44 protein-coding genes and 1 tRNA gene are annotated in these 24,154 nt (G+C 60.2%); 22 read left to right on the plus strand and 23 right to left on the minus strand.

All coding sequences use genetic code 11. The features are described 5' to 3' along the window. Positions 1–5: 5 nt before the first annotated feature. From J5274_RS06400 to J5274_RS06495, 21 genes are read right to left on the minus strand one after another with little or no spacing between them, the layout of a single operon-like run. On the minus strand, positions 6–1,070 hold the full coding sequence (locus J5274_RS06400) for a tyrosine-type recombinase/integrase (protein ID WP_219274811.1): 1,065 nt from the start codon (positions 1,068–1,070) through the stop codon (positions 6–8). Beyond that, positions 1,057–1,257, minus strand: a complete 201-nt coding sequence (locus J5274_RS06405) for a hypothetical protein (protein WP_219274812.1) — start codon at positions 1,255–1,257, stop codon at positions 1,057–1,059. Before J5274_RS06405 ends, J5274_RS06400 begins: the two co-directional genes overlap by 14 nt. Then, a complete protein-coding gene (locus tag J5274_RS06410; protein WP_219274813.1) occupies positions 1,254–1,622 on the minus strand; it encodes an HNH endonuclease signature motif containing protein in 369 nt (122 codons plus the stop codon). The genes J5274_RS06405 and J5274_RS06410 overlap by 4 nt, the downstream gene beginning before the upstream one ends. After that, the gene (locus J5274_RS06415; RefSeq protein ID WP_219274814.1) at positions 1,619–1,957 is read right to left on the minus strand and encodes a hypothetical protein; all 339 of its coding nucleotides are present in this window, start codon (positions 1,955–1,957) and stop codon (positions 1,619–1,621) included. Before J5274_RS06415 ends, J5274_RS06410 begins: the two co-directional genes overlap by 4 nt. Next, positions 1,954–2,379 carry a hypothetical protein gene (locus J5274_RS06420; RefSeq protein WP_219274815.1) on the minus strand — a complete coding sequence of 142 codons (426 nt, stop codon included), beginning with the start codon at positions 2,377–2,379 and terminating at the stop codon, positions 1,954–1,956. Before J5274_RS06420 ends, J5274_RS06415 begins: the two co-directional genes overlap by 4 nt. Beyond that, positions 2,372–2,539, minus strand: coding sequence for a hypothetical protein (locus J5274_RS06425; RefSeq protein ID WP_219274816.1), 168 nt, complete (start codon positions 2,537–2,539; stop codon positions 2,372–2,374). Before J5274_RS06425 ends, J5274_RS06420 begins: the two co-directional genes overlap by 8 nt. Continuing rightward, on the minus strand, positions 2,539–2,718 hold the full coding sequence (locus J5274_RS06430) for a hypothetical protein (RefSeq protein WP_219274817.1): 180 nt from the start codon (positions 2,716–2,718) through the stop codon (positions 2,539–2,541). Before J5274_RS06430 ends, J5274_RS06425 begins: the two co-directional genes overlap by 1 nt. Further along, the gene (locus J5274_RS06435; protein ID WP_219274818.1) at positions 2,715–3,410 is read right to left on the minus strand and encodes a hypothetical protein; all 696 of its coding nucleotides are present in this window, start codon (positions 3,408–3,410) and stop codon (positions 2,715–2,717) included. Before J5274_RS06435 ends, J5274_RS06430 begins: the two co-directional genes overlap by 4 nt. Then, positions 3,403–3,780 (minus strand): hypothetical protein, encoded by a 378-nt coding sequence (locus J5274_RS06440; RefSeq protein WP_219274959.1) that lies wholly within the window; start codon positions 3,778–3,780, stop codon positions 3,403–3,405. The genes J5274_RS06435 and J5274_RS06440 overlap by 8 nt, the downstream gene beginning before the upstream one ends. Further along, positions 3,777–4,352 (minus strand): hypothetical protein, encoded by a 576-nt coding sequence (locus tag J5274_RS06445; protein WP_219274819.1) that lies wholly within the window; start codon positions 4,350–4,352, stop codon positions 3,777–3,779. The genes J5274_RS06440 and J5274_RS06445 overlap by 4 nt, the downstream gene beginning before the upstream one ends. Then, positions 4,349–4,885: a hypothetical protein gene (locus J5274_RS06450; protein ID WP_219274820.1), complete on the minus strand. Its 537-nt coding sequence runs from the start codon at positions 4,883–4,885 to the stop codon at positions 4,349–4,351. Before J5274_RS06450 ends, J5274_RS06445 begins: the two co-directional genes overlap by 4 nt. Further along, positions 4,886–5,464: a DUF1643 domain-containing protein gene (locus J5274_RS06455; RefSeq protein WP_219274821.1), complete on the minus strand. Its 579-nt coding sequence runs from the start codon at positions 5,462–5,464 to the stop codon at positions 4,886–4,888. After that, complete coding sequence (locus J5274_RS06460; protein ID WP_219274822.1) at positions 5,465–5,725, minus strand: hypothetical protein; 261 nt, start codon at positions 5,723–5,725, stop codon at positions 5,465–5,467. After that, on the minus strand, positions 5,722–5,940 hold the full coding sequence (locus J5274_RS06465; RefSeq protein ID WP_219274823.1) for a hypothetical protein: 219 nt from the start codon (positions 5,938–5,940) through the stop codon (positions 5,722–5,724). The genes J5274_RS06460 and J5274_RS06465 overlap by 4 nt, the downstream gene beginning before the upstream one ends. Beyond that, entirely contained in the window at positions 5,934–6,275 is a 342-nt protein-coding gene (locus tag J5274_RS06470; RefSeq protein ID WP_219274824.1) for a hypothetical protein, read from the minus strand. Before J5274_RS06470 ends, J5274_RS06465 begins: the two co-directional genes overlap by 7 nt. Continuing rightward, entirely contained in the window at positions 6,272–7,615 is a 1,344-nt protein-coding gene (locus tag J5274_RS06475) for a DUF5131 family protein (RefSeq protein WP_219274825.1), read from the minus strand. Before J5274_RS06475 ends, J5274_RS06470 begins: the two co-directional genes overlap by 4 nt. Then, positions 7,608–7,895 carry a hypothetical protein gene (locus tag J5274_RS06480; RefSeq protein ID WP_219274826.1) on the minus strand — a complete coding sequence of 96 codons (288 nt, stop codon included), beginning with the start codon at positions 7,893–7,895 and terminating at the stop codon, positions 7,608–7,610. The genes J5274_RS06475 and J5274_RS06480 overlap by 8 nt, the downstream gene beginning before the upstream one ends. A 3-nt stretch (positions 7,896–7,898) precedes the next feature. Further along, positions 7,899–8,165 carry a hypothetical protein gene (locus J5274_RS06485; RefSeq protein ID WP_219274827.1) on the minus strand — a complete coding sequence of 89 codons (267 nt, stop codon included), beginning with the start codon at positions 8,163–8,165 and terminating at the stop codon, positions 7,899–7,901. Next, positions 8,165–8,401 (minus strand): hypothetical protein, encoded by a 237-nt coding sequence (locus J5274_RS06490; RefSeq protein ID WP_219274828.1) that lies wholly within the window; start codon positions 8,399–8,401, stop codon positions 8,165–8,167. The genes J5274_RS06485 and J5274_RS06490 overlap by 1 nt, the downstream gene beginning before the upstream one ends. 4 nt (positions 8,402–8,405) lie before the next feature. Beyond that, complete coding sequence (locus J5274_RS28740) at positions 8,406–8,534, minus strand: hypothetical protein (protein WP_257625657.1); 129 nt, start codon at positions 8,532–8,534, stop codon at positions 8,406–8,408. A 38-nt stretch (positions 8,535–8,572) separates the two neighbouring features. Then, positions 8,573–9,064 (minus strand): helix-turn-helix domain-containing protein, encoded by a 492-nt coding sequence (locus tag J5274_RS06495; RefSeq protein WP_219274829.1) that lies wholly within the window; start codon positions 9,062–9,064, stop codon positions 8,573–8,575. Between J5274_RS06495 and J5274_RS06500 the strand changes: the two genes are divergently transcribed. Further along, on the plus strand, positions 9,063–9,515 hold the full coding sequence (locus J5274_RS06500) for a hypothetical protein (RefSeq protein WP_219274830.1): 453 nt from the start codon (positions 9,063–9,065) through the stop codon (positions 9,513–9,515). The genes J5274_RS06495 and J5274_RS06500 overlap by 2 nt on opposite strands. A gap of 79 nt (positions 9,516–9,594) precedes the next feature. Here the strand turns inward: J5274_RS06500 and J5274_RS06505 are convergent, their stop codons facing one another. Both J5274_RS06505 and J5274_RS06510 read right to left on the minus strand, forming a co-directional pair. Further along, the gene (locus tag J5274_RS06505) at positions 9,595–9,783 is read right to left on the minus strand and encodes a hypothetical protein (protein ID WP_219274831.1); all 189 of its coding nucleotides are present in this window, start codon (positions 9,781–9,783) and stop codon (positions 9,595–9,597) included. A 583-nt stretch (positions 9,784–10,366) separates the two neighbouring features. Continuing rightward, positions 10,367–11,149 (minus strand): S24 family peptidase, encoded by a 783-nt coding sequence (locus J5274_RS06510; RefSeq protein ID WP_257625658.1) that lies wholly within the window; start codon positions 11,147–11,149, stop codon positions 10,367–10,369. A gap of 27 nt (positions 11,150–11,176) precedes the next feature. Here J5274_RS06510 and J5274_RS06515 point away from each other — a divergent pair, with 27 nt between their 5' ends. From J5274_RS06515 to J5274_RS06615, 21 genes are all read left to right on the plus strand, one after another. Further along, positions 11,177–11,419, plus strand: a complete 243-nt coding sequence (locus J5274_RS06515) for a hypothetical protein (protein ID WP_257625659.1) — start codon at positions 11,177–11,179, stop codon at positions 11,417–11,419. Positions 11,420–11,516: 97 nt separating this feature from the next. Further along, positions 11,517–11,590 (plus strand) — tRNA-Met (locus J5274_RS06520). Between the two features lie 131 nt (positions 11,591–11,721). Beyond that, on the plus strand, positions 11,722–12,168 hold the full coding sequence (locus J5274_RS06525; RefSeq protein WP_219274833.1) for a hypothetical protein: 447 nt from the start codon (positions 11,722–11,724) through the stop codon (positions 12,166–12,168). Then, entirely contained in the window at positions 12,168–12,374 is a 207-nt protein-coding gene (locus J5274_RS06530; RefSeq protein ID WP_219274834.1) for a hypothetical protein, read from the plus strand. Before J5274_RS06525 ends, J5274_RS06530 begins: the two co-directional genes overlap by 1 nt. Continuing rightward, complete coding sequence (locus J5274_RS06535; RefSeq protein WP_219274835.1) at positions 12,374–12,625, plus strand: hypothetical protein; 252 nt, start codon at positions 12,374–12,376, stop codon at positions 12,623–12,625. Before J5274_RS06530 ends, J5274_RS06535 begins: the two co-directional genes overlap by 1 nt. Further along, a complete protein-coding gene (locus J5274_RS06540) occupies positions 12,625–13,641 on the plus strand; it encodes a DUF6551 family protein (RefSeq protein ID WP_219274836.1) in 1,017 nt (338 codons plus the stop codon). Before J5274_RS06535 ends, J5274_RS06540 begins: the two co-directional genes overlap by 1 nt. 33 nt (positions 13,642–13,674) lie before the next feature. Then, positions 13,675–14,202 carry a phosphohydrolase gene (locus J5274_RS06545; protein ID WP_257625660.1) on the plus strand — a complete coding sequence of 176 codons (528 nt, stop codon included), beginning with the start codon at positions 13,675–13,677 and terminating at the stop codon, positions 14,200–14,202. Then, positions 14,199–14,402: a hypothetical protein gene (locus J5274_RS06550; protein WP_219274838.1), complete on the plus strand. Its 204-nt coding sequence runs from the start codon at positions 14,199–14,201 to the stop codon at positions 14,400–14,402. The genes J5274_RS06545 and J5274_RS06550 overlap by 4 nt, the downstream gene beginning before the upstream one ends. After that, positions 14,392–15,597, plus strand: coding sequence for an MT-A70 family methyltransferase (locus J5274_RS06555; RefSeq protein WP_219274839.1), 1,206 nt, complete (start codon positions 14,392–14,394; stop codon positions 15,595–15,597). The genes J5274_RS06550 and J5274_RS06555 overlap by 11 nt, the downstream gene beginning before the upstream one ends. After that, positions 15,594–16,157 (plus strand): Rieske 2Fe-2S domain-containing protein, encoded by a 564-nt coding sequence (locus J5274_RS06560; protein WP_219274840.1) that lies wholly within the window; start codon positions 15,594–15,596, stop codon positions 16,155–16,157. The genes J5274_RS06555 and J5274_RS06560 overlap by 4 nt, the downstream gene beginning before the upstream one ends. Further along, complete coding sequence (locus J5274_RS06565; RefSeq protein ID WP_219274841.1) at positions 16,154–16,444, plus strand: hypothetical protein; 291 nt, start codon at positions 16,154–16,156, stop codon at positions 16,442–16,444. The genes J5274_RS06560 and J5274_RS06565 overlap by 4 nt, the downstream gene beginning before the upstream one ends. Further along, a complete protein-coding gene (locus J5274_RS06570; RefSeq protein WP_219274842.1) occupies positions 16,434–16,718 on the plus strand; it encodes a hypothetical protein in 285 nt (94 codons plus the stop codon). Before J5274_RS06565 ends, J5274_RS06570 begins: the two co-directional genes overlap by 11 nt. Beyond that, positions 16,718–16,900 carry a hypothetical protein gene (locus J5274_RS06575; RefSeq protein ID WP_219274843.1) on the plus strand — a complete coding sequence of 61 codons (183 nt, stop codon included), beginning with the start codon at positions 16,718–16,720 and terminating at the stop codon, positions 16,898–16,900. The genes J5274_RS06570 and J5274_RS06575 overlap by 1 nt, the downstream gene beginning before the upstream one ends. After that, positions 16,897–17,196 (plus strand): hypothetical protein, encoded by a 300-nt coding sequence (locus J5274_RS06580; RefSeq protein ID WP_219274844.1) that lies wholly within the window; start codon positions 16,897–16,899, stop codon positions 17,194–17,196. Before J5274_RS06575 ends, J5274_RS06580 begins: the two co-directional genes overlap by 4 nt. A gap of 5 nt (positions 17,197–17,201) precedes the next feature. Further along, a complete protein-coding gene (locus J5274_RS06585; protein ID WP_219274938.1) occupies positions 17,202–19,175 on the plus strand; it encodes a DNA cytosine methyltransferase in 1,974 nt (657 codons plus the stop codon). An 11-nt stretch (positions 19,176–19,186) separates the two neighbouring features. After that, the gene (locus J5274_RS06590; RefSeq protein WP_219274845.1) at positions 19,187–19,690 is read left to right on the plus strand and encodes a hypothetical protein; all 504 of its coding nucleotides are present in this window, start codon (positions 19,187–19,189) and stop codon (positions 19,688–19,690) included. Further along, complete coding sequence (locus tag J5274_RS06595) at positions 19,690–20,937, plus strand: phosphoadenosine phosphosulfate reductase family protein (RefSeq protein ID WP_219274846.1); 1,248 nt, start codon at positions 19,690–19,692, stop codon at positions 20,935–20,937. The genes J5274_RS06590 and J5274_RS06595 overlap by 1 nt, the downstream gene beginning before the upstream one ends. Further along, a complete protein-coding gene (locus tag J5274_RS06600; protein WP_219274847.1) occupies positions 20,934–22,313 on the plus strand; it encodes a helix-turn-helix domain-containing protein in 1,380 nt (459 codons plus the stop codon). The genes J5274_RS06595 and J5274_RS06600 overlap by 4 nt, the downstream gene beginning before the upstream one ends. Beyond that, on the plus strand, positions 22,297–23,031 hold the full coding sequence (locus tag J5274_RS06605) for a transcription termination/antitermination protein NusG (RefSeq protein WP_219274848.1): 735 nt from the start codon (positions 22,297–22,299) through the stop codon (positions 23,029–23,031). Before J5274_RS06600 ends, J5274_RS06605 begins: the two co-directional genes overlap by 17 nt. Before the next feature lie 255 nt (positions 23,032–23,286). Then, positions 23,287–23,511, plus strand: coding sequence for a hypothetical protein (locus J5274_RS06610; protein WP_219274849.1), 225 nt, complete (start codon positions 23,287–23,289; stop codon positions 23,509–23,511). Between the two features lie 99 nt (positions 23,512–23,610). Beyond that, on the plus strand, positions 23,611–24,021 hold the full coding sequence (locus J5274_RS06615; protein WP_219274850.1) for a hypothetical protein: 411 nt from the start codon (positions 23,611–23,613) through the stop codon (positions 24,019–24,021). Positions 24,022–24,154 lie beyond the last annotated feature (133 nt).

Genomic DNA, 24,154 nt, shown 5'->3' on the forward strand with positions numbered 1-24,154 from the left:
CATTTTTATGCGCCGTTTTCAGACGGTTTTACAGGCTGTTTTACAGTTTCTGTTCTCGATCTGGCCTCATTGAGCTGCCGAATCGCATCCCTGGTAGCGGTACCTCGGCTGACATAACGCCGAATAATCTTGTCCACCTGATCTTCTTCCCAAGCCATAATCTCCGCAATGACGCGGATGGAGAGGCCTGCGTTGTAGAATTTTGTAGCCGCCGTGCCTCGCAGATCGTGGAAATGCAAATCGCGCTCATGGATTTTGGATTTGACTTTAGCCGTATAGAAGGAGCTGGCGAGACCATCCTTCGTCCAAGGCGTCTTAGCGCTGCTGGTCAGAATGACGGGCGAGTTTTTCGGGATGCCTGCCAGTACCTCGTTGAGGGCATCGTAGCGCGGGATAACAGCTTCCCTTCTCCCGCCGCTTTTCCCGGTTGAAAGAATGATGACGTCCTCACGGATATGCGACCAAGACAAGCGGACAAGATCGCCGACGCGAAGGCCTGTATGGGCGGCCAGATCGACAGCGTATCCGACCTCGGCCGAGCATTTAGTCTTTAGCTGCAGGATATCCTCATCCGTCCAGATGATATCCGCCCGGTTGGCTGAGTAGAGATGCTTGATGCCCTCGCACGGATTGGATGCGACCTTCCCCATGGGATCGACGCCGTGAGACAGCAGGCGCGACAGTACCTGCATTCCGGTATCCGCCGCTCTTGGTTTGTCGCTATACTGACCGCGCCAACGCCGGATTACTGGCCTGATTTTCTCTGAACGATTGAACTGGACGATGCTCAGATGGCCGAAGTATGTCGTGATGCGATCAAGCCAGGGCGCCCATACGCGTCGCGTCGACGGGGATAGCTTCAGGAATTCGGTCGCCTTGTAATCGACGATGATCGACTTGAATTTTCCGGTATCAGGTGACCGGCGCTCAGCAACAGCCTCGTTGTAGGAAGCCATGAACTCAAGCGTTCCGGGTGTACCGGCAAGGGCAGGGCCTCCTCGCCAAGCATAATAGTACGTCCTACCCTTGGCCTTTACCGTGTGGATACCCTTCAACTCAACCATGACCATGCTTCGCTTCGAACTCCGCCAACTCTCGATCAAGGTCACTTTGTTCATTTTGTGCGACTGGAGTAAAGTGCCAGCGGAAGGTGCCGTCTGGCAGCGCGTCGAGCGAGCAAGGGGTAAGGCCGCCGTGCTTCAGGGCCGCAAGAGTAGCTCGGATATCGCTCTGGCGAACGCCGGGACGTTTTTTCATGATACTGCTACCTCCTCGCATTCCAGTGGCGGTCGGCCGTTGTGGCCGATTTTGGATCGTGCCTTGTCGCGCCGGCGCATGTTTTCTTTATGGGTGACCAGCTCGGTATGCTCCGGATCTGGATTGACGCAGAGCCGGTTGCGGCACTTGTGGTCGAGCTGTTTCTTTCTGGGAATGAACCCGTGTTCGTTGGTCCACATGACCAGGTGAACGGCGACCGTCTGGCCGCTCAAGTTCATTCTCGGATAGCCACGACCGCGACCGCTGTTGCCCGAGGTCGGGCCGGTCCAGACCCAGCAACCGTTGAGTGGGTCGACGGATATCCGAGCCATGATCTTTTCGCGGATGACGTCTCTACGATTCATGGTGACAACGTCGGTGCAGGCGATTGGGATGCAGCCAAGTCGTTTTCAAGCATGCGCTGCCAGCGGCGGAACCCATTCAGCTTCCTGTCGGCTCGCTCCTCGTCATAATCTTCGCCGATGAGTTCGCGCAGCCACTGGACCGCCGCATCAAGATCCGCGATCTCCTCGGAAAGGGCTTTACGGTTTGGTTTGCCGCTGACAGGCTCGCATTGATCGAGCCCTTGGATTAGGCACCGAGCAAGGATATTCGCCAGCTCGGAAGCCTCTTCACATGCTTTGCCGAGCGCCTGGTGAATGATCACATCAGGCTCTGGCTTCCAAAGGGTGATACTCATGCTGCGATCCTCGCGTGTTCGCGGATGGCAGCGGCCACCTGCTCATTGACATTAGTTTCGAGGCTGAAGAACGAGAGCTGTCCACGGCAAGGGATCAGCGGCAGAGGGAAAGCGTCTCGCAGTACGAAGCCATACCGGCCATAGAACCAGTTGCTTTCCATCGCGGTGACGCAATCGATGATGCGGGCCATTCCGACCACGCCCCCGCGCGGCATTGCCATCTGGCGATCGTCGTCTTTGTCGAGCTCAGATTTTGAGACACCGGCGTGAACGATGAACCATCCACGGCCCTTCGTGGGCCAGTCGCGGTTTTCGACATCCTTGCCATCGTGGAAAATATGATGCGGGTACGGCTGCTTAATGCTAAGAGCCTTAATCTCTCCCGCTTCGACGCGTTCGGCGAGCCCTTGGATATCAATCATGATTACCCCTCACCGTCGTCTCGGGCGTCGGCTTTTCAGCTTCAGTCGCAGGCGTCTCGAAGAGGTGTGGAACGATCTTTCGCAGGTCGACGCCGCCGGTAGATTTCATCGTCATGGAGCCGTTGCGGCCGAGTTTGATCGTGATTGATTTCTTAGCCATCACTTTTGCTCCGGCATGTCGGTATCGCGAACCGGACCGACAACCTCGATGTCGGCCTCTCCGATCGGCACGTCGATCATGTCGGAAGCCCATTCGATCGCCTGAGTGAGAAGATCCATGTCTTCATCGTCATCAAAGCAGATCGTAAACTCGACGCGGATGTCAGCGTACTTTTTCATTGGCTTTGCTCCGTTCCAAGATCGAACCCGATGATCGTCACCTGGGCTGAAGGATCGAGACCAGGCAGCGGGCCGCGTCCATGCCGGGTGGCGCGTTTGGCGCGGATGCGGGCGATCGTCTCGGGCTGCTGCAATTTGTCGAGATCGGCTTCCGCCGCTTCCATCGCGCCGATACCGGCCACCTCGGCGAGCGAGACGGCGGTTAGGATCTGCGATCCAAGTTCCTTTATCCGATCGCCTGGAGGGCGGCTCCAAGTGTATCTGACGAGAGCGAGGGCCTCATCGAGCGTCATGTCGAACGCCTGGGCGGTCTCGCAGCTTTCCTCAAAGTTTCGGTCTCGGCGCTCCGGAACGTCGGTCGGATCGCCGTCGAACAGTGGGCCATGCGCGATCGCTACGCGGCTTTGGAAGTCAAACTTATTTGGTGCGGGCGTCGATCCCGGCCGCACGTCGAAACCCATCTCCTTCGCGGTCCTAATCACATTCGCGGCAGCGTCGGCAAATTTGATATCAGCGGGCCAGAGGTCTTCGACCCTTTCTAAAGGCATGGTCAGTTTCAGATCGAAAGTTCCGATTTCGAGCGTGGTGAGCTGATGAATAATGGCGTTGTCGCCGTCATACTCGACGAAGAACAGAACCTTGACGCCATCGGCGACGGTTTCAATGTGGCAAAAGTTTCCAGCATTAATCATGGGTCTTCTCCCCAGCGGACGCCCAGGCTAAGGCTCGAAATGCCGCATAGAAGAGCTTCGGTGCATGCCAATTCGGATCAAAGATGATCGTGTCGGGACCGGGATAATTGCGAACGAAATACTCGGCGAATGCGGCCTCGGCGGTGGCATATTCTGGGGTTTTGTGGCCGACCGCATTTGTTGAGGGCGTGGGGGTGGACTCTTTCTGAACCATCTCGACAAGTTTCTGCCCGATGTGGCGCAATGCAATCAATTGCCGACCATGGTGGTTGCCGATTTCATCGACAGGCAGACCAAAAAGGCCAAACAGTTTAAGGCGCTGATCGTCGTGCAGATCGCGGAAGAACCACAGTTTGATTGTGTCGCTCATAGTTGGTTCTCCGTGGTGGCGAATAGGGCGAGGCCCGCGCTCTGAACGGCTGTACTGAAGGCCGCAGCGGCGCTGATGTCACTTTCGCCTTGGCCTATCTCTGTGCCGGCTAGCGTGGTGATGATCGCGCCGTAGAGAGGTTCTCCGGCGCTTATCTTGCCCTTGGCGAGGTGCCAGTAAAGGTTGGGATGATCCCTTTCGAAAGCACCGATGACGCCCACTGGTCTCGTCTCGTGCGTTGAGACAGAAAGTCGGTTCCACGCTTCGATAGCGTCTTCATCCGTACCGAAGCCTTTGATTTCAACTCCGCATCCCACGGCAAAACACTTAACCGCTCCTGGACCAGGCGCTCCCATGTAAGTGCTTGCTTCGTCGGCACTGCAGACGGGGCACGGCAAGGCCGCCTTCGCTACGCGCGTGGGCGCTCTCGACATTGCCTCGATGGCGATCAGCTGTAGCGTCTCGACCTGCTTGTCAATTGGGACGTCGTCGAGGGTCGATACGTCTGCGATACGGTGCAAGCCATGCCAGAACTGCCGAGCAAGCATCTGATGTTCCGAGATCTCCGTCATGTTCGGCTCCATAAGTCGAATTCTCCTTTGAGCGTGTGCCAGCGGCTGGCTGCAGCGGGATCGATGTTGAGGTCGCCGCGTGACTGGACATTCAGCACTTGCCGGATGCCCGTGGCGGTGCGTTCCGCGTCTGTGGTGTCGATGGATTTTTCTTCGCGCAGGAAAGTCAGAAAGTCGGGCTCGGCGCAGCGCATTGCGCATTCAGCGGCGAAGTTCGGACCTTCGGCCGACGCGCCCGCTTTCCGGCCAGAAGTCTTTTTGGCGGGGCTGGGGGTGGGCTGTTGGCGGATCAAGGCAACCGCTCGGTCTAGGAGACGCAAAAGCAGTTGAATATCGTTGTGGGCATGCAGCAGAAAATCGCGGTCGTCAGGGCCGCAATCGTCCGCGAGGACGGCGATCGCCACTGGCGGATGCCTCTGCACGATCACAGCTTCGAGTGTGTCGCCAGCGCGACCGAGCGCCCAGTCCTTCGATGCCTCACCATGGCGGCGGCGCAATGCCTTGAGCTGCTGATTTTCCTGCGGCGTTGCCATTCAGCGTAGCGCTCCCAGATTGACCGGAGCATAGGATATCGGTGCCTGGTCGCGAGGGATGCGATGCGTGCCTCGGGCCATCGGATGTTTTGGATGGCCGTGCTGAGTCGTGCCAAGGCAGATGAGCCGCACCAAGTGGTGCGCGGCCTGGCGACAAAATTTTATGTTGCGGTCACGATATACGCCGCCGTTGCCCCAGGCCGCCAGCAATGGCGTGTTTGTGTGACGGGCATTGTTAAGTACCAAGCGGATATAGCGCTCGTTTTCTGGACCAAAGGGGTCGACAGCAGCCATCATTTCCGCAGGCTTCGAGGCCCGGAATGCGAAGAAGTTGACGCCCGATAGGCCGCCATAGCCCCAGAGCGTCGCAAAAAAGATGAGCGTCAACACCGTTGGGTCATCGATCTCGTGGTCGGCCCTCGATGGATTGAGCATGCAGACCGGCAGTACCGGCTTGCTCGCATCCCATATGCGCGTGAAGAGGTAGCGATACAGACCGCAGTCGGAGATGACGGCCGATCTCTGCATCGCGATCGGCGGTCTGGCGAACGTGTCAGGCAAGAGGTCGGGCGCAACCATCTATTGGGTCCTCCATTCCTTGAAATCGTTGCGCAGCTTGGCCCAAACCTCGCGCGCGGTCGCATTGGTGCGGATCTCGGTAAAGCTGTGGATGCGGAGCCAGCGGAAGATCCAGGCGACGGCATTGTCGTCGGTCAGCGGCGGCGCCATGCCGTGGATTTCGTGCAGATAGACCTTGAAGGCCGGCTCGGCGCAGTCCAGCACCATGCTTGCAACTTCGTGCAGGTCGGACAGGTCATGGCGCCTGTCGACCGCGCTCATAGCAATTTCCCCTGCTCGCGTGTCGGCCGGCAACTTGCGCGGAAGTGCCGCCATGTGCCGGCCTGCCGCTGGATCTTCCAGTGGCGCAGCTTTGCCATGTGGACGGCGCGCTCCATGGCGGCGCGGCGGTCTTTGTTCAACTCGCCGTCAAGCATCACGGGGCAGGCGTCGCAGCGTACCTTAGCAATGCCGGTCGAGGTTTCGTAATTCAGCATCGACGATCCTCCCACAGCTGGTCGACATGCAGCGAGATGCGCGGCACCGGGATTTTGACGAATCTGGTGGCGCCGGTCTCGGGAGAGATGACGCGGCGTGTGAAGATCGTCCGGTTGGCGCAGAGCCTGACAGGCAGCCGGTTCATGGTCACCTGCGGCTGCTGGTGACGCGGCTGGCGACCGGTACGGCTGCGCACTTTAAGGTTGGCCTTGCTCAAGACCTGGCGCAGGGTTTTGGGCTTGGCTCCGCAGCGATCGGCGATCTCAAGAAGATCGAGGCCAGCGGCGATATAGTCCTGCAGGATGCCTATATCGGGAATTTTGGGCGTCTTCATCGGCGGGACTCCAAGAAAGATGGGGGAAGAGGCGGATAGCCGTTGTGCTCGACGCCATCGAGGAGCCGGCCGGCGACGGCCTTATCGAAGCGTAGGAAATTGCCGCGCCATGGAAAGTCGCCTTCCGGCTGGACAAAGCCATTGCGATAGGGAGGGTGCAGTCGCGCCCGGGCCTGGGTGACGTTGCCGAGACGATCAAAGCGCGAGCAGTTCTTGAAGCCGCTGGCGATATCGTCCCATCGGCGCCAGTTACCCCATTGCTTGAATAGGTGGGGAACGTCGGCGGCGGCGCATTGGTCGCGCAGAGATCGTGCCCAGTCCGGATCCATGGGGCGGGCACCATCGCCGCTCTCGCCGCCGACCACGACCCAGTCGAGGCGCGCTGGCCGGCTCTGGTAGGTGCCGGCCGATACGCAATGCGTGCTACCGTCGTCGGTGACCACGCGGCCGATGTTGTTCCAGGCCGGAACGAAACGACCTTCCACCAAGGGTTCGCCCTGGCGAAGGGTTCGGAAAGCGCCACGGGTCCCGAGGGGCGGCTGCCCATTCTCGATCGCACCGCGCATCCACGTGTTCGGGCCTCTATGCCATTCGGGTTTCCAGAAGTCCTCGACTTGTCTGCGTGCAGACTCCGGCACCCAATCTGGCCAGCGAAAAGTCGACCAGTCACGAATGGGGTCCCGACACTTCCATGCGTTGGCAATGAACGCCCTGACATCGAGCGCGCCCAACAGCGGCTCTGCACTGATCCAGCGGACGGCGGCTGGCGTGTCCAGGAGAACGGGAATGCGCTCGTCGGCGTGCGGCTGGTCTTCGACCGAGACGCCCAGCCAGAGCTGCGGCCAGAAGCCGGCATGCTGCGGGTTCGAAATTGGAATGTTGCCGAGTGCAGGATCGACTGCACGCAGGTTGTCGGCGGCACGCAAGATCCGACCGTAGGTCGCATCATCCCGGATATAGGCGCGCATGCGCTCGGGCCGTTTCGTCAGTATCTGGAAGATGTGATGCGGCGCCAGCGCCATGACGGCAAAGACCTTGTCGATCCATTCGTCCGGGACGTCGGGATGAAACAGGTCGCTATGGGCGCAGACGAAGATCATCCGCGGGCTGCGCCAGCGCAGCGGCTGGTCGAGCCATTGCGGATTGAAGCGCACCTCGCCGGTCCAGACCGGCCCGGCCTTGGTGTCGATCGTCAGGCCTGATCGGCTGGGATGGTGCTTGAGCCGGGTTCCGGCCAACTTCATGGCGTAGCAGTGCTTGCAGCCCGGCCCGACTACGCTGCAGCCGGTAATCGGGTTCCATGTGGCGTCGGTCCATTCGATATGGGTCTTGTCAGCCATTCGAGGCGACCTCCGATACGCCGGCAAAGGCATTCACCGCCATGGCGATTAAGGTCGCGATGTCTCGCGCGTTTTCATCTGAACGGGTGCGGTTGAGGTCGACAACGAAGACATCGCGGCCGGTGCTGTCGATGACTTCGCCGGCCTCGGTACCGTGGGTGAAGATCGGTAGGGCGACGCCGAGCCGCTCGAAATGCCGGCGGATGGTCTCTACCGATGGCATGCCAGGGCGCGTAAATTCGAGGGTTTCGTTCGGGGCGAACGGCGGGGTATGTGACATCGCCTACACCTCCCGCAACATGTCGCGTAACGGTCGATCGACCTCGCGGCAGCCGGCGAGTGTGAGCACGTGGAATAGCCCGGCCTTGACGTCGGGGATGGCGCCGCAAAAGGTCAGCCCTTGGTCGGCGGCGGTCTCGATATAGTCTGCGGCGCGACGAAGATAGACGATTGCCGTCTCGACCTCGATGTCTCGGTGCGATCGGCCCGGCGATGCGAGTTCGGAGGTGGCTGATGCCTTGCGTGCCTGCAGACTGATAACGTTAGACATCAGCGTTCCTCCCATGTTGGAAAGAAAGTTCGCAGCTCGGTGGCATTGTCGGCGAGGTAGGCGCGCATGAACTGCCGGCCCTGATAGATCGGCAATTCGAGGGCAAAATTCATTGCCTCGACGAACCGGTCACGGACCTGCTGCTGGCAACGGTCGATGGCGCGCAACTGCAAGATGACCGTCACTGCAAGAATGACGGAAAGCCAGGGGAAGACGTAATGGAACAGGATCACCATGACGTCAGATCCCAAAGGCCACGGCCATGCCGAGGCCGTAGGCGATGAGAGCAAGCAACCCAAGCTCGGCGGCACGCAGGCGGCCCGGCGGCAGACGCTGCAGCCAGGCCACGGCGCGGATGATAGGGGACATCGGGCGGCGCGGCACGTCTTGATAGACAGCGGCGGCGCTCATTGCGTCACCAGCTGTTCGTCGAGGAAGCGAATTTCGCCCGAGAGTCCGGTGAGGCCCGCCAGCCTAGTCACGGTTGCGTCGTCGATTGATTCCGGCGGGATGACGAAGGCGGTGAGGCCTGCCAGCATCGCTTGCTCGGGTGACAAGGCGCTCGATGCGAGGATCTTGCGGATGGCGTTGAGCTGTGCGGTTGCTTGGCGGCCGGCGGCGAGCGCCTTGCCGACCGGACCTTCGGCCTCGTCGGTCTTGCCGAAGTAGGGGCCTATCACATCCATTGGCGTGATACCCAGCCGCTGGCAGATCAGCACCAGCGCAGAGACTGAGACGCGGTTGGTTCCTTTTTCGTACTTCTGGATCTGCTGGAACGTGACACCGATATCGGCGCCCATAATCTGCTGGCTAATGCCAGCCATTTTGCGAAAGTCGCGCAGTTTTTCGCCGATCGCACGATCCATATCGGCGCAACGCTTTGACAGGGTGGACTTCATGATGCTTCCTTTCGTGATTTTGGATGCCGCGCACGGTGCGTCGGCCGGTAACAGGCACTTGTCAGCGATGCAGAACTCGGCAAAATGCTGTGCAGAGATGAGATCGGGTGATGCGATGAAAATCTGGGTTGCGACATTGGCCGCTTGTATGATGGCGACGCCGGCGCTGGCCGCCGGCAAGGCGAAAATGGAACAGGCGATTGCCGGAGCGCTGGCGATTGCCCAGCTTTGCGAACAACTGGAACCGGACCTTGAACGCCTCAGTTTTTACGGCGAGCTGGCCGGCATCGATGTCACGAAAGGCAGCGACGACTACGACATGCTGCTGGCGCTGGCCCGCGCCAAGAAGGCGAGCATGGCACATGGCAGCGAGGAAGCGACGTGCACGACCGGAGAATTCTTGTACGGCGAAAACGGTTCGCGCGTCCGGGGCTTGCTTAAAGCGAAGTGACATTGGCGGTTTGCTCCATCCGTTTCGGAGGCCGCTTGCGGCAAGGGGTGGCACCACAAGCGGAGACCGAAACCGGATGTCAGGCCGCGACCGGCGCATCCATGAAACGAATCATCTCCGCGACCTTTGGCGCGTTGCGCATCTGGCTTTCCAGCGAAATGCCTGCGGCCAGAAGCTGTTTGTCAGTCATGGCGCCGCGCTCCTGGAACAACTTGAGCATGGCGTCCTGATCGCGTTTGTCGTTGTGGGTTGTGGATTGGTCCTTCATCGTCTGTCTCCTCTGGCTCCCGTTGGTCGCGGCGGTCGGGGCCCATGGGGAGAGGCAGCCGCCGCGACATCCGGGAAGGGAGGGGATCGACCGGACATCCTTCGTATAGTAGGAAGTTTTCAACGACGCAAGTGGGAAGTTGAAAATGTCCTATTTTTGGGCGCTAGCCAACTGGGGTTGCGGTCGGTGAGAATGCCGGGGGAATGAAATCTGATAGCGTTATCGGGGAGTTGAGGTTCAGAGACTAAAAACGAATCACTTAGGACTCGACTCCTGCAGGGAAATTTGCTCTTTCTAAACGTGAACGGAATAAGAACAAGCAGGATGAGCGGATGTTAAAAGTGACTGCTAATCACCCCGACTCGACCCGGTTAGTCGTCGAGCTTTCTAGCCTCTACGTGGCATGTGATGATTGCGGGAACTCGCGCGTTCTTAAGTTGAAAAACCTGCGAAGAACTGCCGAGATGGGCGTGCATAATTACATGCAGCTTTGCCACAAGGTAAGATGCAGCGAATGTCCTAACGTTCCGCCTATGATGAGGAACTTAACGATCCGCCCGACGTGGGTGAGTATACCGCCGCATTAGGTGTTTGCGTGGAAAACAATCTTATGGATGGAAAAAACTTGATCTGTAGGAAACGTGAGTTCCGCTTCCTCCCCATCCTCAGGATTGTATTGATAGAGGCGTGTTAATTTTGAAGATTGCGAGACAAATCGCTTAATATAGCTTTCTCGGCCATTTTCTTCGTCGGTTATTACTTGAACGACCACGTCGTCATTTTTCCGAACCGGCTCGTTTGGGTTAAGCCAGACAGTTTCGCCTGCGAAGTACCTGGGCTCCATGGAGGTGCCGTAAACACGAACCGCATAGGCGTTTTCCACACCTTCTAGAGAAGGCGGGATAAACACCCGTCCCACCTCCGCGCCGTTTAGGATGAACCGGCCGTTGGCGCCACCAGCTGTCTGTCCGAGTAGAGGTATTGAGCCCTCGGGAAATCGTTGAAACTGAGGTGGAAAGCTCGCATTTGATACGGATGGTTTTACGTCAGATGCTGACGAACTGTCATTGATCTGGCTCTCTAAGCGAATGATTTCATTTCTCAAAAGAGCTTCTGGGTTAAGCCGCAGTGCCCGAGCTAATATGGGCAGCTTGTCGGCCCTGACAGTTTTCTTCCGGCCTACAATTATGTCTCGTATGAAGGTGCGTTCGACATCGACGCTTGTTGCTGCTTCAACAGCGCCCAAGCCAAGTTCCTTAAGCCGGATTTCGGCCAGCGCTTTAAAATCTATCATGACAATCATTGTAGGATTTTTCCAATAAGCGGACGAGTTGGAAATCGCGCTTGTAAAGTAGGAGATTTTCAACTATCCAACTGCGCTATGGAAACTCAGTTGGCATCTCATCTCTTTGTTTTAGCCGAACGGTTCTGCGCCGTGCGTGGTTTGAACGAGTCGACTGTTGGTCGATTTTGCGCCGCGGATGGGCGGTTTTTTTCGCGAATTCGTGATGGCAAGACGTTCACTGCGAAAAAATACGATGAAGTTGTGCATTGGTTTTCTTCCAATTGGCCGGAGAGCGCTGATTGGCCAGAGGACATTGCCCGTCCGGCGCTTCTTCCGGAGGCCGCCGAATGAGCGTGCCTCGCAAATATGCCCGGGCTGCGCCAGCAGCAGCCCGGTCAACGTCCCGCCGGCGCGGCGGACCATCTTTGGGCGCCGGCGGGTTTTTCTTTGGCAGGGTGGGGAAGAGGTCATCCCATCTGGTTCATACCCAGAAGATCGCAGGTTCAAATCCTGCCCCTGCAACCCGCTTGTGTGCGTTCCGGCCATGCGGCCCTCCATAGTTCGATGATCCGCTTGCTAACGCGTTAAGCGGCCCCTTTCACGGAATCCTTCGGGTTCATTGTTTTCCTTGACTCCACTTTGGGGGTGTTTTCGTGCGTCTATTTTCCGACGACAATTGCGGCGTCCTGAAAGCCGCGACAGCTGCTTCCTACGAGGCAATGGGTGGTGTCCGCCGCGCAGCAGAAGCGCTGGGCGTCGCGTCTTCGACATTGACGAAGTACGCCTCCGCCGATCCGCAGTGGAAAGACAGCTTTATCCGCGTTGACCTCGCCGTGGCCCTCGATCGGCGCACCGTACATCCCTTTCTCGGGGCCGCGATGCGCAAGCTGACCGAGGCTGCGGTGGTTCCAAGCTTTGGCGACCTGACGGCGGCGGCCATCCTGCGGCTCGACTATGTGCTCAACGACGTGGTGCGCGAGGTGGTCGATGCCATCGACGATGCGCGCATCGACGCAGCCGAGCGCACGGCGGTTTGTGAGCGCATCGTCGCGGCACAGGGGGCGCTGGCAAAGCTCTATTCCCACATGGTGGCCCTCTGATGCCCGGAACCTCCGTCCACGCCGATGTGATCATGAGGGTGTGCGAGCAGCTCGACCCTCATGACAAGACCGTCGCCGTCGGCGAGGTCATGGCGGCGGCTGCACTGGTCGCCATTACGGCTGGCCTGTCCGACGATCAGGCGATCGACGCGCTCGAAAGTGGCCTGTCGGCTATCCGTGCGGCAGAGCCGGCGAGGGCGAATTGATGGGCACGCTCTCTCAAACGGGACCTGTTGCTGCCCGCCCTGGCGACGGCAAGCCCGTCGGGCCCCGCGGCATTTCCTTCCTGCGCCGGGTCTTTTTGGCCGGTGGCACCTATCGGCTTTCCACCAACGCCGACCGTGATGCGATCGGCCGCGCGCTTGGCGCCGGCTTCGTCGTCTCTGTCGGCCGGCATCACGTCCAGCTGACCGAGGCGGGCGAAGAATTTCTCCACCGAATGAGGAGTGCGCATTGATGACAGTCGCGTTTCGACAGATTTCCGTCAGCCGTATCGATGCCCCGAAGGACATCGCGCCCGGGCCGGCCGCGATCCTCCAATGGCTCGATGTCAACCTGCTTGTTATCGACGACCATTATCAGCGTGAGCTGAAGCCAGGAAACTGGAAGGCAATCCGCAAGATCGCCGCCGGTTTCAGGTGGTCGATGTTTTCCCCTGTCTTCGTCTCTCCGGTCGAGGGTGGTTTCTATGCCATCATCGACGGCCAGCATCGGACCCATGCGGCGGCGATCTGCGGCTTCAGCCAAGTGCCGTGCCAGATCGTCCACATGTCCAGGGCGGAACAGGCTGCGGCATTTGCCGCCGTAAACGGCACGGTCACGCAAGTGACCGCGCACCAGGTGCTCAAGGCTGCACTGGCTGCCAATGAGCCCTGGGCGGTCAATGCCGCGGCGATCGCGACCGAAGGCGGGGCGCGGTTGATGCCGTTCAACCGTTCAAGCGATGCGAAAAGGCCAGGCGAGATCTATGGCATCAAGGGTTTTCTTGACGTCATCGAACGCCGGCCCCGCGCGGCCGTGGTCGCCGCCCTCAAGGCGCTGACGACCGCCGACGGCTATCGCGACAACCGCGAGATCTGGGAAAGCTGGGCATTGCAGCCGCTGCTGATGGCCCTGGCCGAACGGCCGGAGGCCCTGCAGCGAAGCGGATTTGTCGGCGCATTGGAGAGTTTCGATTTCTGGAAACTGGTCGAGAGGGATGCGACGGCACGCACTGCCGCGCGCCGGAGTGGACAGACGCATCCGCCGAAGTCCGAGACCCTGCGGACTGCTCTGATTGCATGGATCGACGCTGCGACGACGGATCAAGCATCGGCGCAAGCGGCTCCGACCGCTCATCTGCCTGTCGCGCGATCAGCAACGCCGGAGGACCGGAAGGCGATGATGCGCGAGGCGGCCCGGAAGGAACGGGAACGGCAAGAGCGGGAGCGCGACGAAGCCAACCGCCGCCGTGCCGAGCGCGGGATTCGATAGGGGCACATGTTGATGGATCGAATCGGTGACTGGATGCAAACCTATACCGGCCGGAAGTTCTGGCCGCTAGATCCGCGTGCAAACGAGATAGACATCCGCGATATCGCCCATTCCCTGGCGATGCAGTGCCGATATGCCGGTCACTGCGAGAACTTCTTCTCGGTCGCCGAACACAGCGTTCTGATCGCTGACCACCTCGACGAGCAAGGCCAGGATGCCGAAACATGCCTCTGGGGATTGCTCCATGATGGTGAAGAGGCCTACCTGCCGGACATGATCCGCCCGACGAAGTCGTCGTTTCCGGGTTATGGAGACGCAAGCGCGGTCGTGACACTAGCGATCTGCGAGCGGTTTGGTCTGCCGCCGCTCAAGCCCGCGGTGGTCAAGCAAGCCGACGATCGCATCCTGGCAGACGAGAAGGAACAGAACCTCCGCGCGCTGAAGTGGGACTATGAGCCGGGTCCGGCGCTAGGCGTGACGCTGCGCTTCTGGCGTCCCGCCAAGGCGGAAATCCACTTTCTGAACTGCTTCTACCGGCTGCGCGGGAGGATGGGCCCATGAGGCGCGTCGATCCGTCGCTTTCCCGCGAACTCATGCGGCATTTCGATGCCCTGCCGCAGATCTTGCGCGCCGCAATCAGCGGGGCGGACTTTCCCTATGATCCGCGGTGGGTCGCCAAGCGCATCGAGCGCGGCTACCGGCCCGAACGAGTGGCCAAGCTGATCAGCCTCGCGACCGAGAGGAAGATCCATGTCGGCTGAAATCCAGCGCCTTCCTCATCATCCTTTGGCCTCGCTCTTCCCGATGTTGCCAGAGGGCGAAATTGGCGAGCTGTCGAAGGATATCGAGGCGCGCGGACAAGAGCAGGCCGTCTGGTTGCTTGACGGCAAGATCCTCGACGGTCGCAATCGTGACGAGGCCTGCCATCGGCTGGGTATCGATGCCTGGACGGAAGACTACAAGGGCAATGATCCGCTAGGTTTTGTGCTCTCGCTTAACTTGCGGCGCCGCCATCTTTCTGATTCGCAGCGCGCCATGGTCGCGGCCCGCATCGTCGATTGGGAAAACGGCATGAACCAGACGACCGGGGGTGCACATGTGCACGCCCGCGAGGCGGGGCGACGGCTGTCGATTTCCGAGCGCGCCGTCAAGGCGGCCAAACGCATTCGCGAGCATGGGATCGATACGCTCGTTCATGCCATGGAGCAGGGTTCGATTTCGATCACCGTCGGTGAGACGATCAGTCACCTGCAGCGCGAAGCGCAGGAAGAAGTCCTGCGGTCTGAAAAAAAGCATATCAAGGCGCTCGCCAAGGCGTTTCGGGCTGAAGATCAGAAGATCAAGCACGACGTCCGCCTGGCGCATATGGCGCATGTCGTCACGAAGGGCGAGACGACGGCCGGCGTGGTGTCTCAGAAATTCCCTGTCATCTATGCCGATCCGCCTTGGAAGTTCGGGGTGCATTCGGAAGTGACGGGACGCGAGAAAAGCGCGGAAAATCACTATCCGACCATGCCGACCGACGACATCTGCGCCCTTTGGGAGAAGATCGGTGCTCCGGCAAAGCGTGACGCAGTTCTCTTCCTCTGGGCGACGAACCCCATGCTGCCTGACGGGCTTCGCGTCATGGAGGCCTGGGGATTTAAATATGTTCATCACTGGATCTGGGACAAACAGATCGCCGGTACCGGCTATTGGGGTCGCGATCGGCACGAATTGCTGTTGATCGGCCGACGCGGCGATCCGGCGACGCCTCTGATGGGATCGCAGCCAGAGACTGTGTATGCCGAAGGCAAGGGCCGCCATTCGGCAAAGCCCGATTACTACGCGGAAACTATCGAGCGGCTCTATCCCGCTATGCCGCGCCTTGAGATGTTTTGCCGGTCGCCTCGTCCAGGTTGGACCGCGTGGGGATTCGAAGCCAGCAGCGATGCGGCCGAAAGCGAGGCGGCATGATCCAGCGCCTCGACCAACTGACCGGCCCCGTGGACGTCGGAACCTCCTACCTGGTGCCAACCGTTCTGGGGACCTGGTATCGCAAGACCGCCGCATGGCCCGTCATTGGCCCGCGTCATAACGATCGCCATTGCATCGGCTTTGCCAACGACCACTATCACCTCGATGCCCGCTTCGTCTCCGGCGACGAGACCGACTACCATTTCTGGCGTGCGGTCTGGGGATCACCGCTGCAAATCAGCGACAAGTTCAACGTCGGCGGATTGCCCGCACCTTTCTGGCTGCGGCGCAAATGCAAGCGGCTGATCAATCCTGTGGACATGTTGCCGGAAGTGTCCCTTGCCGCCGGCGCCGGTCGCGCGCCCGGCTGGAAATGCCACTTCGACGAATGGACTGGCAAGCAGGCGAAGCATGACGGTCATGGCTGGATCTGCCCGCATCGCATGGTACCGCTCGCCGACCATGCTCCGGTCAATGGCGTTATCACTTGCCCGCTGCATCTGCTGCGGATCGATGCGACGACGGGCATCGTGCTCGCGCCGGAAAGCGAGGCGGCATGAACCCGGATTTCTCACCCGCCATGCTCAAAAGCTTCCTGCGCATCCGCGTCGGTCACGCTGCGAATGTGTCGTTTCCATCGCCGCGCGGCTCTGCGGAGCGGGCCGCCAAGACGCAGCTTCGGCTGGCATCCGGCGTCTCGTCCGAGGATTTCGACAAGGCCTGGAAGGGGCTTTTGACGGAACCGGAGGCGTGCACGCGGATCTGGTCGGCACTGGGTATCGCGCCGGCAACGGTCGGGATTCGCCTGATCGCAAACGGACGGCAGGAGGCGATCAATGGCGCCTGACTTCGACCGGGCCGGCTTTTCCCATGACGTCCGTCAATGGCTCGATCGCCAGCGGCTTTCCTATCGCGCCGCCGTCGCGGCGCATCCGTCGCTCAATCCCGCCATGCTGTCGCGGGCGTGCCACCAGAAGGTCTTGAGCGTCGCCAGCGTGTTGATGCTGGCGCGCGTCATCGGGCTCGACCCAATGGCGTATTTGGTCGATGGCGGCCAGCAAAATCAGGCTGTTACAGCATCGGACAAACGTGAAACCTTGGCCGTAGCGGGGAGAAGATGATGGAAACGATCATCCTAGGCCGGTGGATATGGCCGCTGTTCGGCACCGCGCTGATGTTCGGGCTGGTCATCGTTTGTCCGCCGTCAGGAAAATCCCTGTCGTTTCGGGACAGAGTGATGATCGCCTGCGCTGCGGTGGCGTTGCTTTTCTTCCTGATGACATGGGCGCTGGTGCATCGATGACGGAATCCCTGCCGCTCATCGATATCCTGCGGGCCTGCGATAGCGACGCGCGCCGAGCCGAATGGCTGCTGTGCTGCCCGCTGCACATCATTGGCGGCCAATCCCAAACCATCCGCGACATCTGCCGGCAGGCCGGCTTTGCCGCCGGCGTGGACTATGTCGAGGCCGAATGCGTCGGCCTCTGGGCAAATCGCCATCCTGACGGACAACACAAGGCCTGGGTGCAGATCTCGCTCGACAGCGCCCGCGAAGCGCTGCTGGCGGCCGCCCAGCTGACAGAAGAGGCAAGACTTTGAACAAGATGATTTCGCCGCAGAATTTCGGGCTCGACAACCGCATGACCGTAGTGCTTTTCGCCGGAATGGGCGGCGGATGCGACGGGCTGGAGGAGGCTGGATATCATGTCCATCTGGCCATCAACCATGACAAGATTGCGGTCGCGGTGCATGAATATCGCCATCCGCATGTCCGCCATCTGCGTTGCGACGTCTTCGAAGTCGATCCACGGACGGCGACGCGCGGTCGCGGGGTCCGGGTGCTGCATGCCTCGCCGGACTGCACCCATTTCTCGGTCGCCAAGGGCGGAAAGCCGGTGAGCAAACGGCGACGGTCGCTGGCCTGGGTGGTCATCCGCTGGGCCGGGCAGGTGCGGCCCGAGACGATCACCCTCGAAAACGTGCCGGAGATCCGCACCTGGGGTCCACTGATTGCCAAGAGGTGCGCCAGTACGGGCCGCGCGCTGCGGCTCGACGGCTCGGTCGCAGCCAAGGGTGAGCGTATTCCGGTCGAAGAGCAATGGCTGGTGCCTGATCCGCGTCACAAGGGGCGGATCTGGCGCGCCTGGCTTAAACACCTGGAAAGCCTCGGCTACAGCTTCGAGGGTCGAGTGCTGGTCTGCGCCGATTATGGCGTGCCGACAATCCGCAAGCGGTTCTTCGGCGTGGCGCAGAGCGACGGTCGGCCAATTGTTTGGCCGGAGCGCACCCACGCACCGCGCGAAAAGGCGAAAGCAATGGGACTGAAGCCCTGGGTTGGGGCGCACACCATCATCGATTGGAGCCTGCAGGGCAAATCGATCTTCGGTCGGCCAAAGGATCACGCCGAGGCAACGAAACGGAGGCTCGCCCGGGGCATGATCCGCTATGTCGTCGAAAAGAAGCCATTCATCGTGCCAATCACGCATACCAAGGGCGGCAATGCGACGCGTAGCGCGGCCGACCCGCTGGGCACGATCACGACGGCCAAGGGCGGCGAGATGATGGTCGCGGCGCCACATGTCACTAAATTTCGCACCGGTTCGACAGGCAGCGACATGCTCGGCCCCTTGCCGACATTCACCGCCAACAGCTTTGAAAAGCGGCCCGGTGGCGCCGTGCCGCTCGGCATAGCCGCCGCCCATCTCGTCGGGCTGGCCCATGGGGATTCGGCCAAAGGCGGTATTGGGCGGGAATACAGTCTCGACGACCCTGTGACGGCAATTCATGCCGGCGGCGGCAATCTCGCCGTCGTGGCAGCGCACTTGCAGCGGCAGTTCGGCGAAAGCATCGGTGCCGACATGGCGGAGCCCGCGCCGACCTTCACGCCCGATGGGCAAGGTAAGAGCGCTCTGGTCGCTGCATTCCTGGCGCAACACAATGACGGGCCGCGGGTTGGACTAAGCGCCCGGGACGCGCGTGATCCGGTTTCGGCGTTGACAACGACAGGAGCACAACAGGGCGTCGTGGCCGCCTCGATGCTGGCGCTCCGCGGCAGCAATGCCGCCGGGCGGGACGCGTCTGAGCCAGTGGCGGCCCTCATGGCAAGCGGCAATCATGCCGGTGTCATTAGCGCGTCGCTCGCAGAGATGCGCGGGCGAAGCCCTGTTGGTCGGGATGCCGCCGAACCTCTCGCAGCGGTGTCCGGGCGTGGTCATGCGCACCTGATCCTTGCATTCCTGCAGCACTATTTTTCGAACGGAAAGCAGAGCGACGACTTGAGATCGCCGCTTGGCGCGCTCACGGCGAAGGCGCGCTACGGGCTTGTCACAGTCCAAGTCGGACGGGTGACCTTCTACATCGACGACATTTTCATGCGCATGCTGCAGCCGGAAGAGGGTGCGGCGGCCCACGGATTCAGACCCGGTGCGCTGCCTTCGTCGATCGTGATCGACGGCAAGACTGTGCGCCTGACGAAAACCCAAAAATATCATCTGGTCGGCAACAGCGTCCCGCCTCGCATGGTGCGGCTGTTGGCTGAGTGCAATGTCCGGCGCGAATTCGCGGAGGCGGCGGAATGAGGGAGGCAGTGTTGACGCAACAGGAAGAAGGTTCTGAGACGCGCTGGTATCCTGAGGCTTGGCTCGATGGGGACGTCGGGCCGGCTTCGGTGCCAGATCCATGCGATTTGGTGCACCAGGTCAACGGCGCCTGGGTATTGGCCGATGACCTGGAGGACGGTGAAGAGGCCTTTTGTCGGATGGAGATAGAGCCTGGGCAGGTCGTCCAGTTCCTTTGCACCCGGCACTACGGGACTTACATCCTGACGGTTGGCGTAGATGGCAGCTTTTCGCTCGATCGGCCGCATCCGGCGGACGCGACGCATTTCGCGCATACCGAGGCGTCGAGTGAATCCATGTCCTACAGCCTCCAGGAACTGGTCAACAGCGGCCATCCCGAGGATGTCATGGCTGAGCGTCCCCTGGATAAGGGAGAAAACGAAATCGAGATCTGGTTCTGGTCGGAAGCGGTCCCGTTTCGTTTCGAGGTCGAGGACGGCGCGCCGAAATTCACGCGCTGTGCGGGGGTGAATTGATGGCGCCTAATAGACACCAACCGACACTTTTCGGCGGGGATACCCGGCTTGTTTACGACGAGGCGATCGAATTGACTCTGGCGTCCATGCGCGCTTACGGGCCTGCGCACGATCATTGGGCAGTGGCATATTCCGGCGGCAAGGACAGTTCCGCGACGCTGACAGTCATTGTCCATCTGCTGGAAACCGGCCAGCTGGCCCCCCCGAAGAGTCTAACCGTTTTCTATGCCGACACGCGGCTGGAGCTGCCACCGCTGGCGATCTCGGCGGAACGGCTGATCGGTCAGATGCGCGCGCGCGGGGTTCGTTGCGAGGTTGTGACGGCACCGCTCGACAAGCGCTTCATGGTCTACATCCTCGGGCGCGGCGTGCCACCGCCGAACAACAACACGCTGCGCTGGTGCACCCGACAGATCAAGGTCGATCCGATGACCGAGGCGATCGGCCGACGGCTCGACGAGCTGGACGGCACAGTTCTGATGATAACCGGTGTGCGGCAGGGCGAAAGCGCGATCCGTGACGGACGCATAGAGATGTCCTGCGGCAAGGACGGCGCCGAATGCGGGCAGGGCTGGTATCAGCAGGTGCTTCCTCAGGCGAAGGGTATTCGAGGGCGGATTGCAACGCTTGCGCCATTGCTGCACTGGCGGGTCTGCAACGTCTGGGACTGGCTGAAGATCTACGCACCCATGTCCGATTATGGCGGTTGGGAAACCAGAACGGTTGCGGACGCCTATGGCGGCGAGGAAGCGGAGGAGATCAATGCCCGGACGGGCTGCAGCGGTTGCCCATTGGCGGCGCACGACACGGCGCTCGATGCGGTCGTGGCATCGCCTGGCTGGGCCCACTTGGCCCCGTTGAAGGGGCTGAAACCATTGTGGCGAGAGCTTCGCAGGCCGGAAAACCGGCTGCGTAAAGCTGGCTTGGAAAGGTTGAGGGATGGATCTGTCGCGGCCAATCCACAGCGCATGGGACCGCTAACCTTCGCGGCCCGCCTAATGGCGCTTGATCGCGTGCTGACGATTCAGGCGGACTGCAATACCGAAGCGGCGCGTCTGGCTGGACGCGCTATTGACATCCTGAATGCCGAGGAAGAGGCGCGGATTGGTCAGTTGATCGCTGCCCAGACATGGCCACAGGGCTGGGACGGCGGTGAGCCTACTGCTGATACCCCGCTTGATACAGTCTTTGCAGATGGCTCTGTGCAGCCGTTGTTCTCCGGGCTGTTTCCAGAGGTGGTGACGTGAGCGCCTATCTTCTGGGAGCCGCCTTCAAGGCAGATATGGGGACGCAGAGCCGCAAGCTGGTGCTGCTAAAGCTGATCGACGCCTGCGACGAGGATGGTACGCGGATCTATCCCGCCGTCTCGACCGTGGCCAGGGCGGCGCAGTGCTCGACACGGCAGGTTCAGCGTGAGATCGTCAGCTTTCTGTCGGCAGGGCTCTTGCTGCTGGTGCGCCAGGGCGGCAAGGGACCGAAGAGCACGACCGAATATGCCATGGATCTCGAAGTCTTTCGCGAGATCAGTCGCTTAGGATGGGATTCCTACTTGGCGTCAAAGGGCGCTTCGGGCACCGCGGATGGAGCCGAAACCGTCGAAAATAAGGGTGACACGGTGTCACCCTTAGACAAAAAGGGTGACATTGGCGACACGCTAAGGGTGACACCAGAGACGGCTAAGGGTGACTCCAGGAGTCATACAACCCCTCCTTACCCCTCCACTAACCCCTCAGAGAGAGAGGGTGCGCGCGAGGCTTCGGAAGAGGACCTGGAACATCTGACCAAGCGCTACAAGGCGCTGGAGATTGGCAGGAAGGGAAACTCCTGGCCTGGCGTCCTGTCGTCGTCCAGCGGCTGGGGGCTGCGGCAATTCATCAACCTGACGCCTGAAGAACGGCGGTTGGCGGAAGATCGCCGCGACGCCTATCTGGCGGCCTGCCCGAAAATCCAGAGCGGCGAGCGCAAGGGCCAGCCGCACGCCGTGCCGATCGGCGCCTATCTGCGCGACAAGAAGTTTCTGGATGTCGAGGCGATTTCGCCCGTGGGTGTGGATCGCAGGCGGACGTCGGCGATGATATCGGTGGCACCATTCGGGCCGGTTTGGGCGGCAATGCGGGCGCTGGCATTGGTCGACGGGCCCGTGGAAATCGATATCCCGGACAATCTCCGCGACATGGTCCGACAGGTCTACGAGACCTATCGGCGCAGCAGCGCAGCCCGTGCGCAGGCCTATCTGCAGGGCATCGACGTGACGGCCGATGGCGATGGAAATCTGACGTTTCCAGTCGATTTCGAAGCGGCGGAATATCGGCGGCGGCTGGTGACGATGGGCTATCCGGAGGCGAACCGGCTGCACAAGCTGGCAAGCAGCCGCGAGCGCGACACGGCGCCGGCGCACTACGCCGTGCTGTCGGAATTCTGCGAAGCAATCCCGGTCGAGACAGATGCGTTTGAGGCCTGGCGGAACCATCACGGCGCCATGGGCTGGCCGTTCCTACCGGACACCGGGACCATGAAAGTGGTCTGGTTTCCGAAGGGCGGGCCGGCAGGACTGGTCGATTTTGAACGCGCAGCACGGGCGGCGCTGGAAGAGGGGCGGCGGGGCAATGATGATGCGGCATAAGAACATCGATTTCAGCGGCGTCGATCTCTCGGGCTATGTGAGTGTGCCTGTCAAGACTGGCGGCGAAGTTCATATTCGCAAGTCGTCGATGGTAAAAATGGGGAACGCAAGCGACGGAGAGGATCTGAGAATCGATCAGTTATCGATGGCTTCGACGGCGGTAATTGACCGAATCATTCGCGATTATCCCGAGTTCGAATCGGTCAAGCCAGCCTGGATCTGCCTTCGCGTCGTCACTGGACGCGAAAGATCGGTGGAGAAAAACCTTATAAAAGCTGATGTTGAGGCACTCGTCGTCATGTCTAATCCGACGAAAGTTTGCATCCGCAAGCGAGTCCGCGAAGTGCCTGCACGTCCGGTGATTGCTGGATATGTGTTAGTTCGGTGCCGACCGATAGCGGCTGCCATGCTCGGTTTGCTCGCGGTCGACGACGTCATCGATGTGGTTGGCGGGGCGATCAGCCCATTCATCGCAAGAGCCGAAGAGATCGACAAATTCAAGGTCTTAGCCGAGCAAGGAAAGTACGATAACAGGGGTCTGAAGGGGCATGCTTTCATGGTCGGCGAGCAGGTCCGCGTGACGGATGGACCGTTCGCAAGCTTCCCCGGTCTCGTGCATTCGATTGACGACGAGAAGGGAGTGGTCTCGGTCGAGATCGCCATCTTCGGGCGGCCTACGCCGTGCGAATTGGACCTTGATCAGATAGAAAAAATGTGAGTATGAATTGCGCCACGGATAAACCTAGATCCCTGTGCGGACCCAATCAGTCGCTGGCGTGACCAGCGGCGAACGAAGCGAAAGTTTCGGGGTTGCTTGCCGGTAGGTCCCAGCCCTAAGCCTCTAGAGAGGTGCTGATTCAGGGCAAGTGCTACTGCTATGAATTGATGACAGGCGGCCTCAGGGTCGCCTTTGTCGTTCTAATGTTATGGGCTGTCGTGCTGGGCCCATGAAATCCTAGACCAGGAGATGGCAATGGGCATCCGTTGCAAGATGACACTCGAGAACGTCTACGCGAATGCATGGGGTGGATCGAAGGCGATCTTCCGCTGCGTCTACGACAAGGAAATCGCGGAAGACGTATCGTTCGCAAAGGCAACACCTACCGGCTTTGCCGAGTTCAACATCGACAACCCTGCGGCTTCCGAGCAGCTAGTGATCGGCAAAAGCTACTACGTCGATTTCATGTCGGCAGGCTGACAAGCGATAAGTTGCGCAATACGGAAAGGCGGCCTTACGGTCGCCTTTTCTCGTTCAGTAGGTAGTGGTCGTCAGACGATCGAGGAAGCGATGAGAACTTTGATCAAGAAACTGATTGCATGGCTGGAAGGCCTTGCCGACGAAGGGAAGCGGGACATGAACGTGATTGAAGGCGAAGTTGTCACGACTGCTGAAGGCACCGTGCATCCTGATGTGTATCTTGGAGGAGGTCAGCCGCTGGAGCTTGATGTGTCGCATGTTGCTTCACTGCCTCCAGCATCGCAGAGCATGCCAGCGGTAGATCAGGTTCTCGGCAAGATCAAGGATCTGCTCGACCTGACGCAGCAGCCGGTCAAGCTCTGGGACGACGTCGCCACAGTCGCAAAGGCGTTGCACAGCGATGTCCCTTCTGTCGTGGCGAAGATCAAGGAACTGTTGGAATGGTCGGCGCAGCCGGTCAAGGCGTTTGATGAGATCGCCACCTTAGCCATCAAGCTCGTGCCTGGGTAACAGCGTAGATCATGGCGAGCCGACTCCGTTCGGTTTAGTCTTGTTAAGAAGGGCGATCCATAAGGGTCGCCTTTCGCCGTTTAAGGGTATGGGCATCGCGCCCGTTTGTAACAACGTTCAACCAAAAAGGCAT

The organism is Rhizobium sp. L51/94 (genome assembly GCF_019355555.1).
In the GTDB taxonomy this organism is placed as follows: Bacteria; Pseudomonadota; Alphaproteobacteria; order Rhizobiales; family Rhizobiaceae; genus Rhizobium; species Rhizobium rhododendri.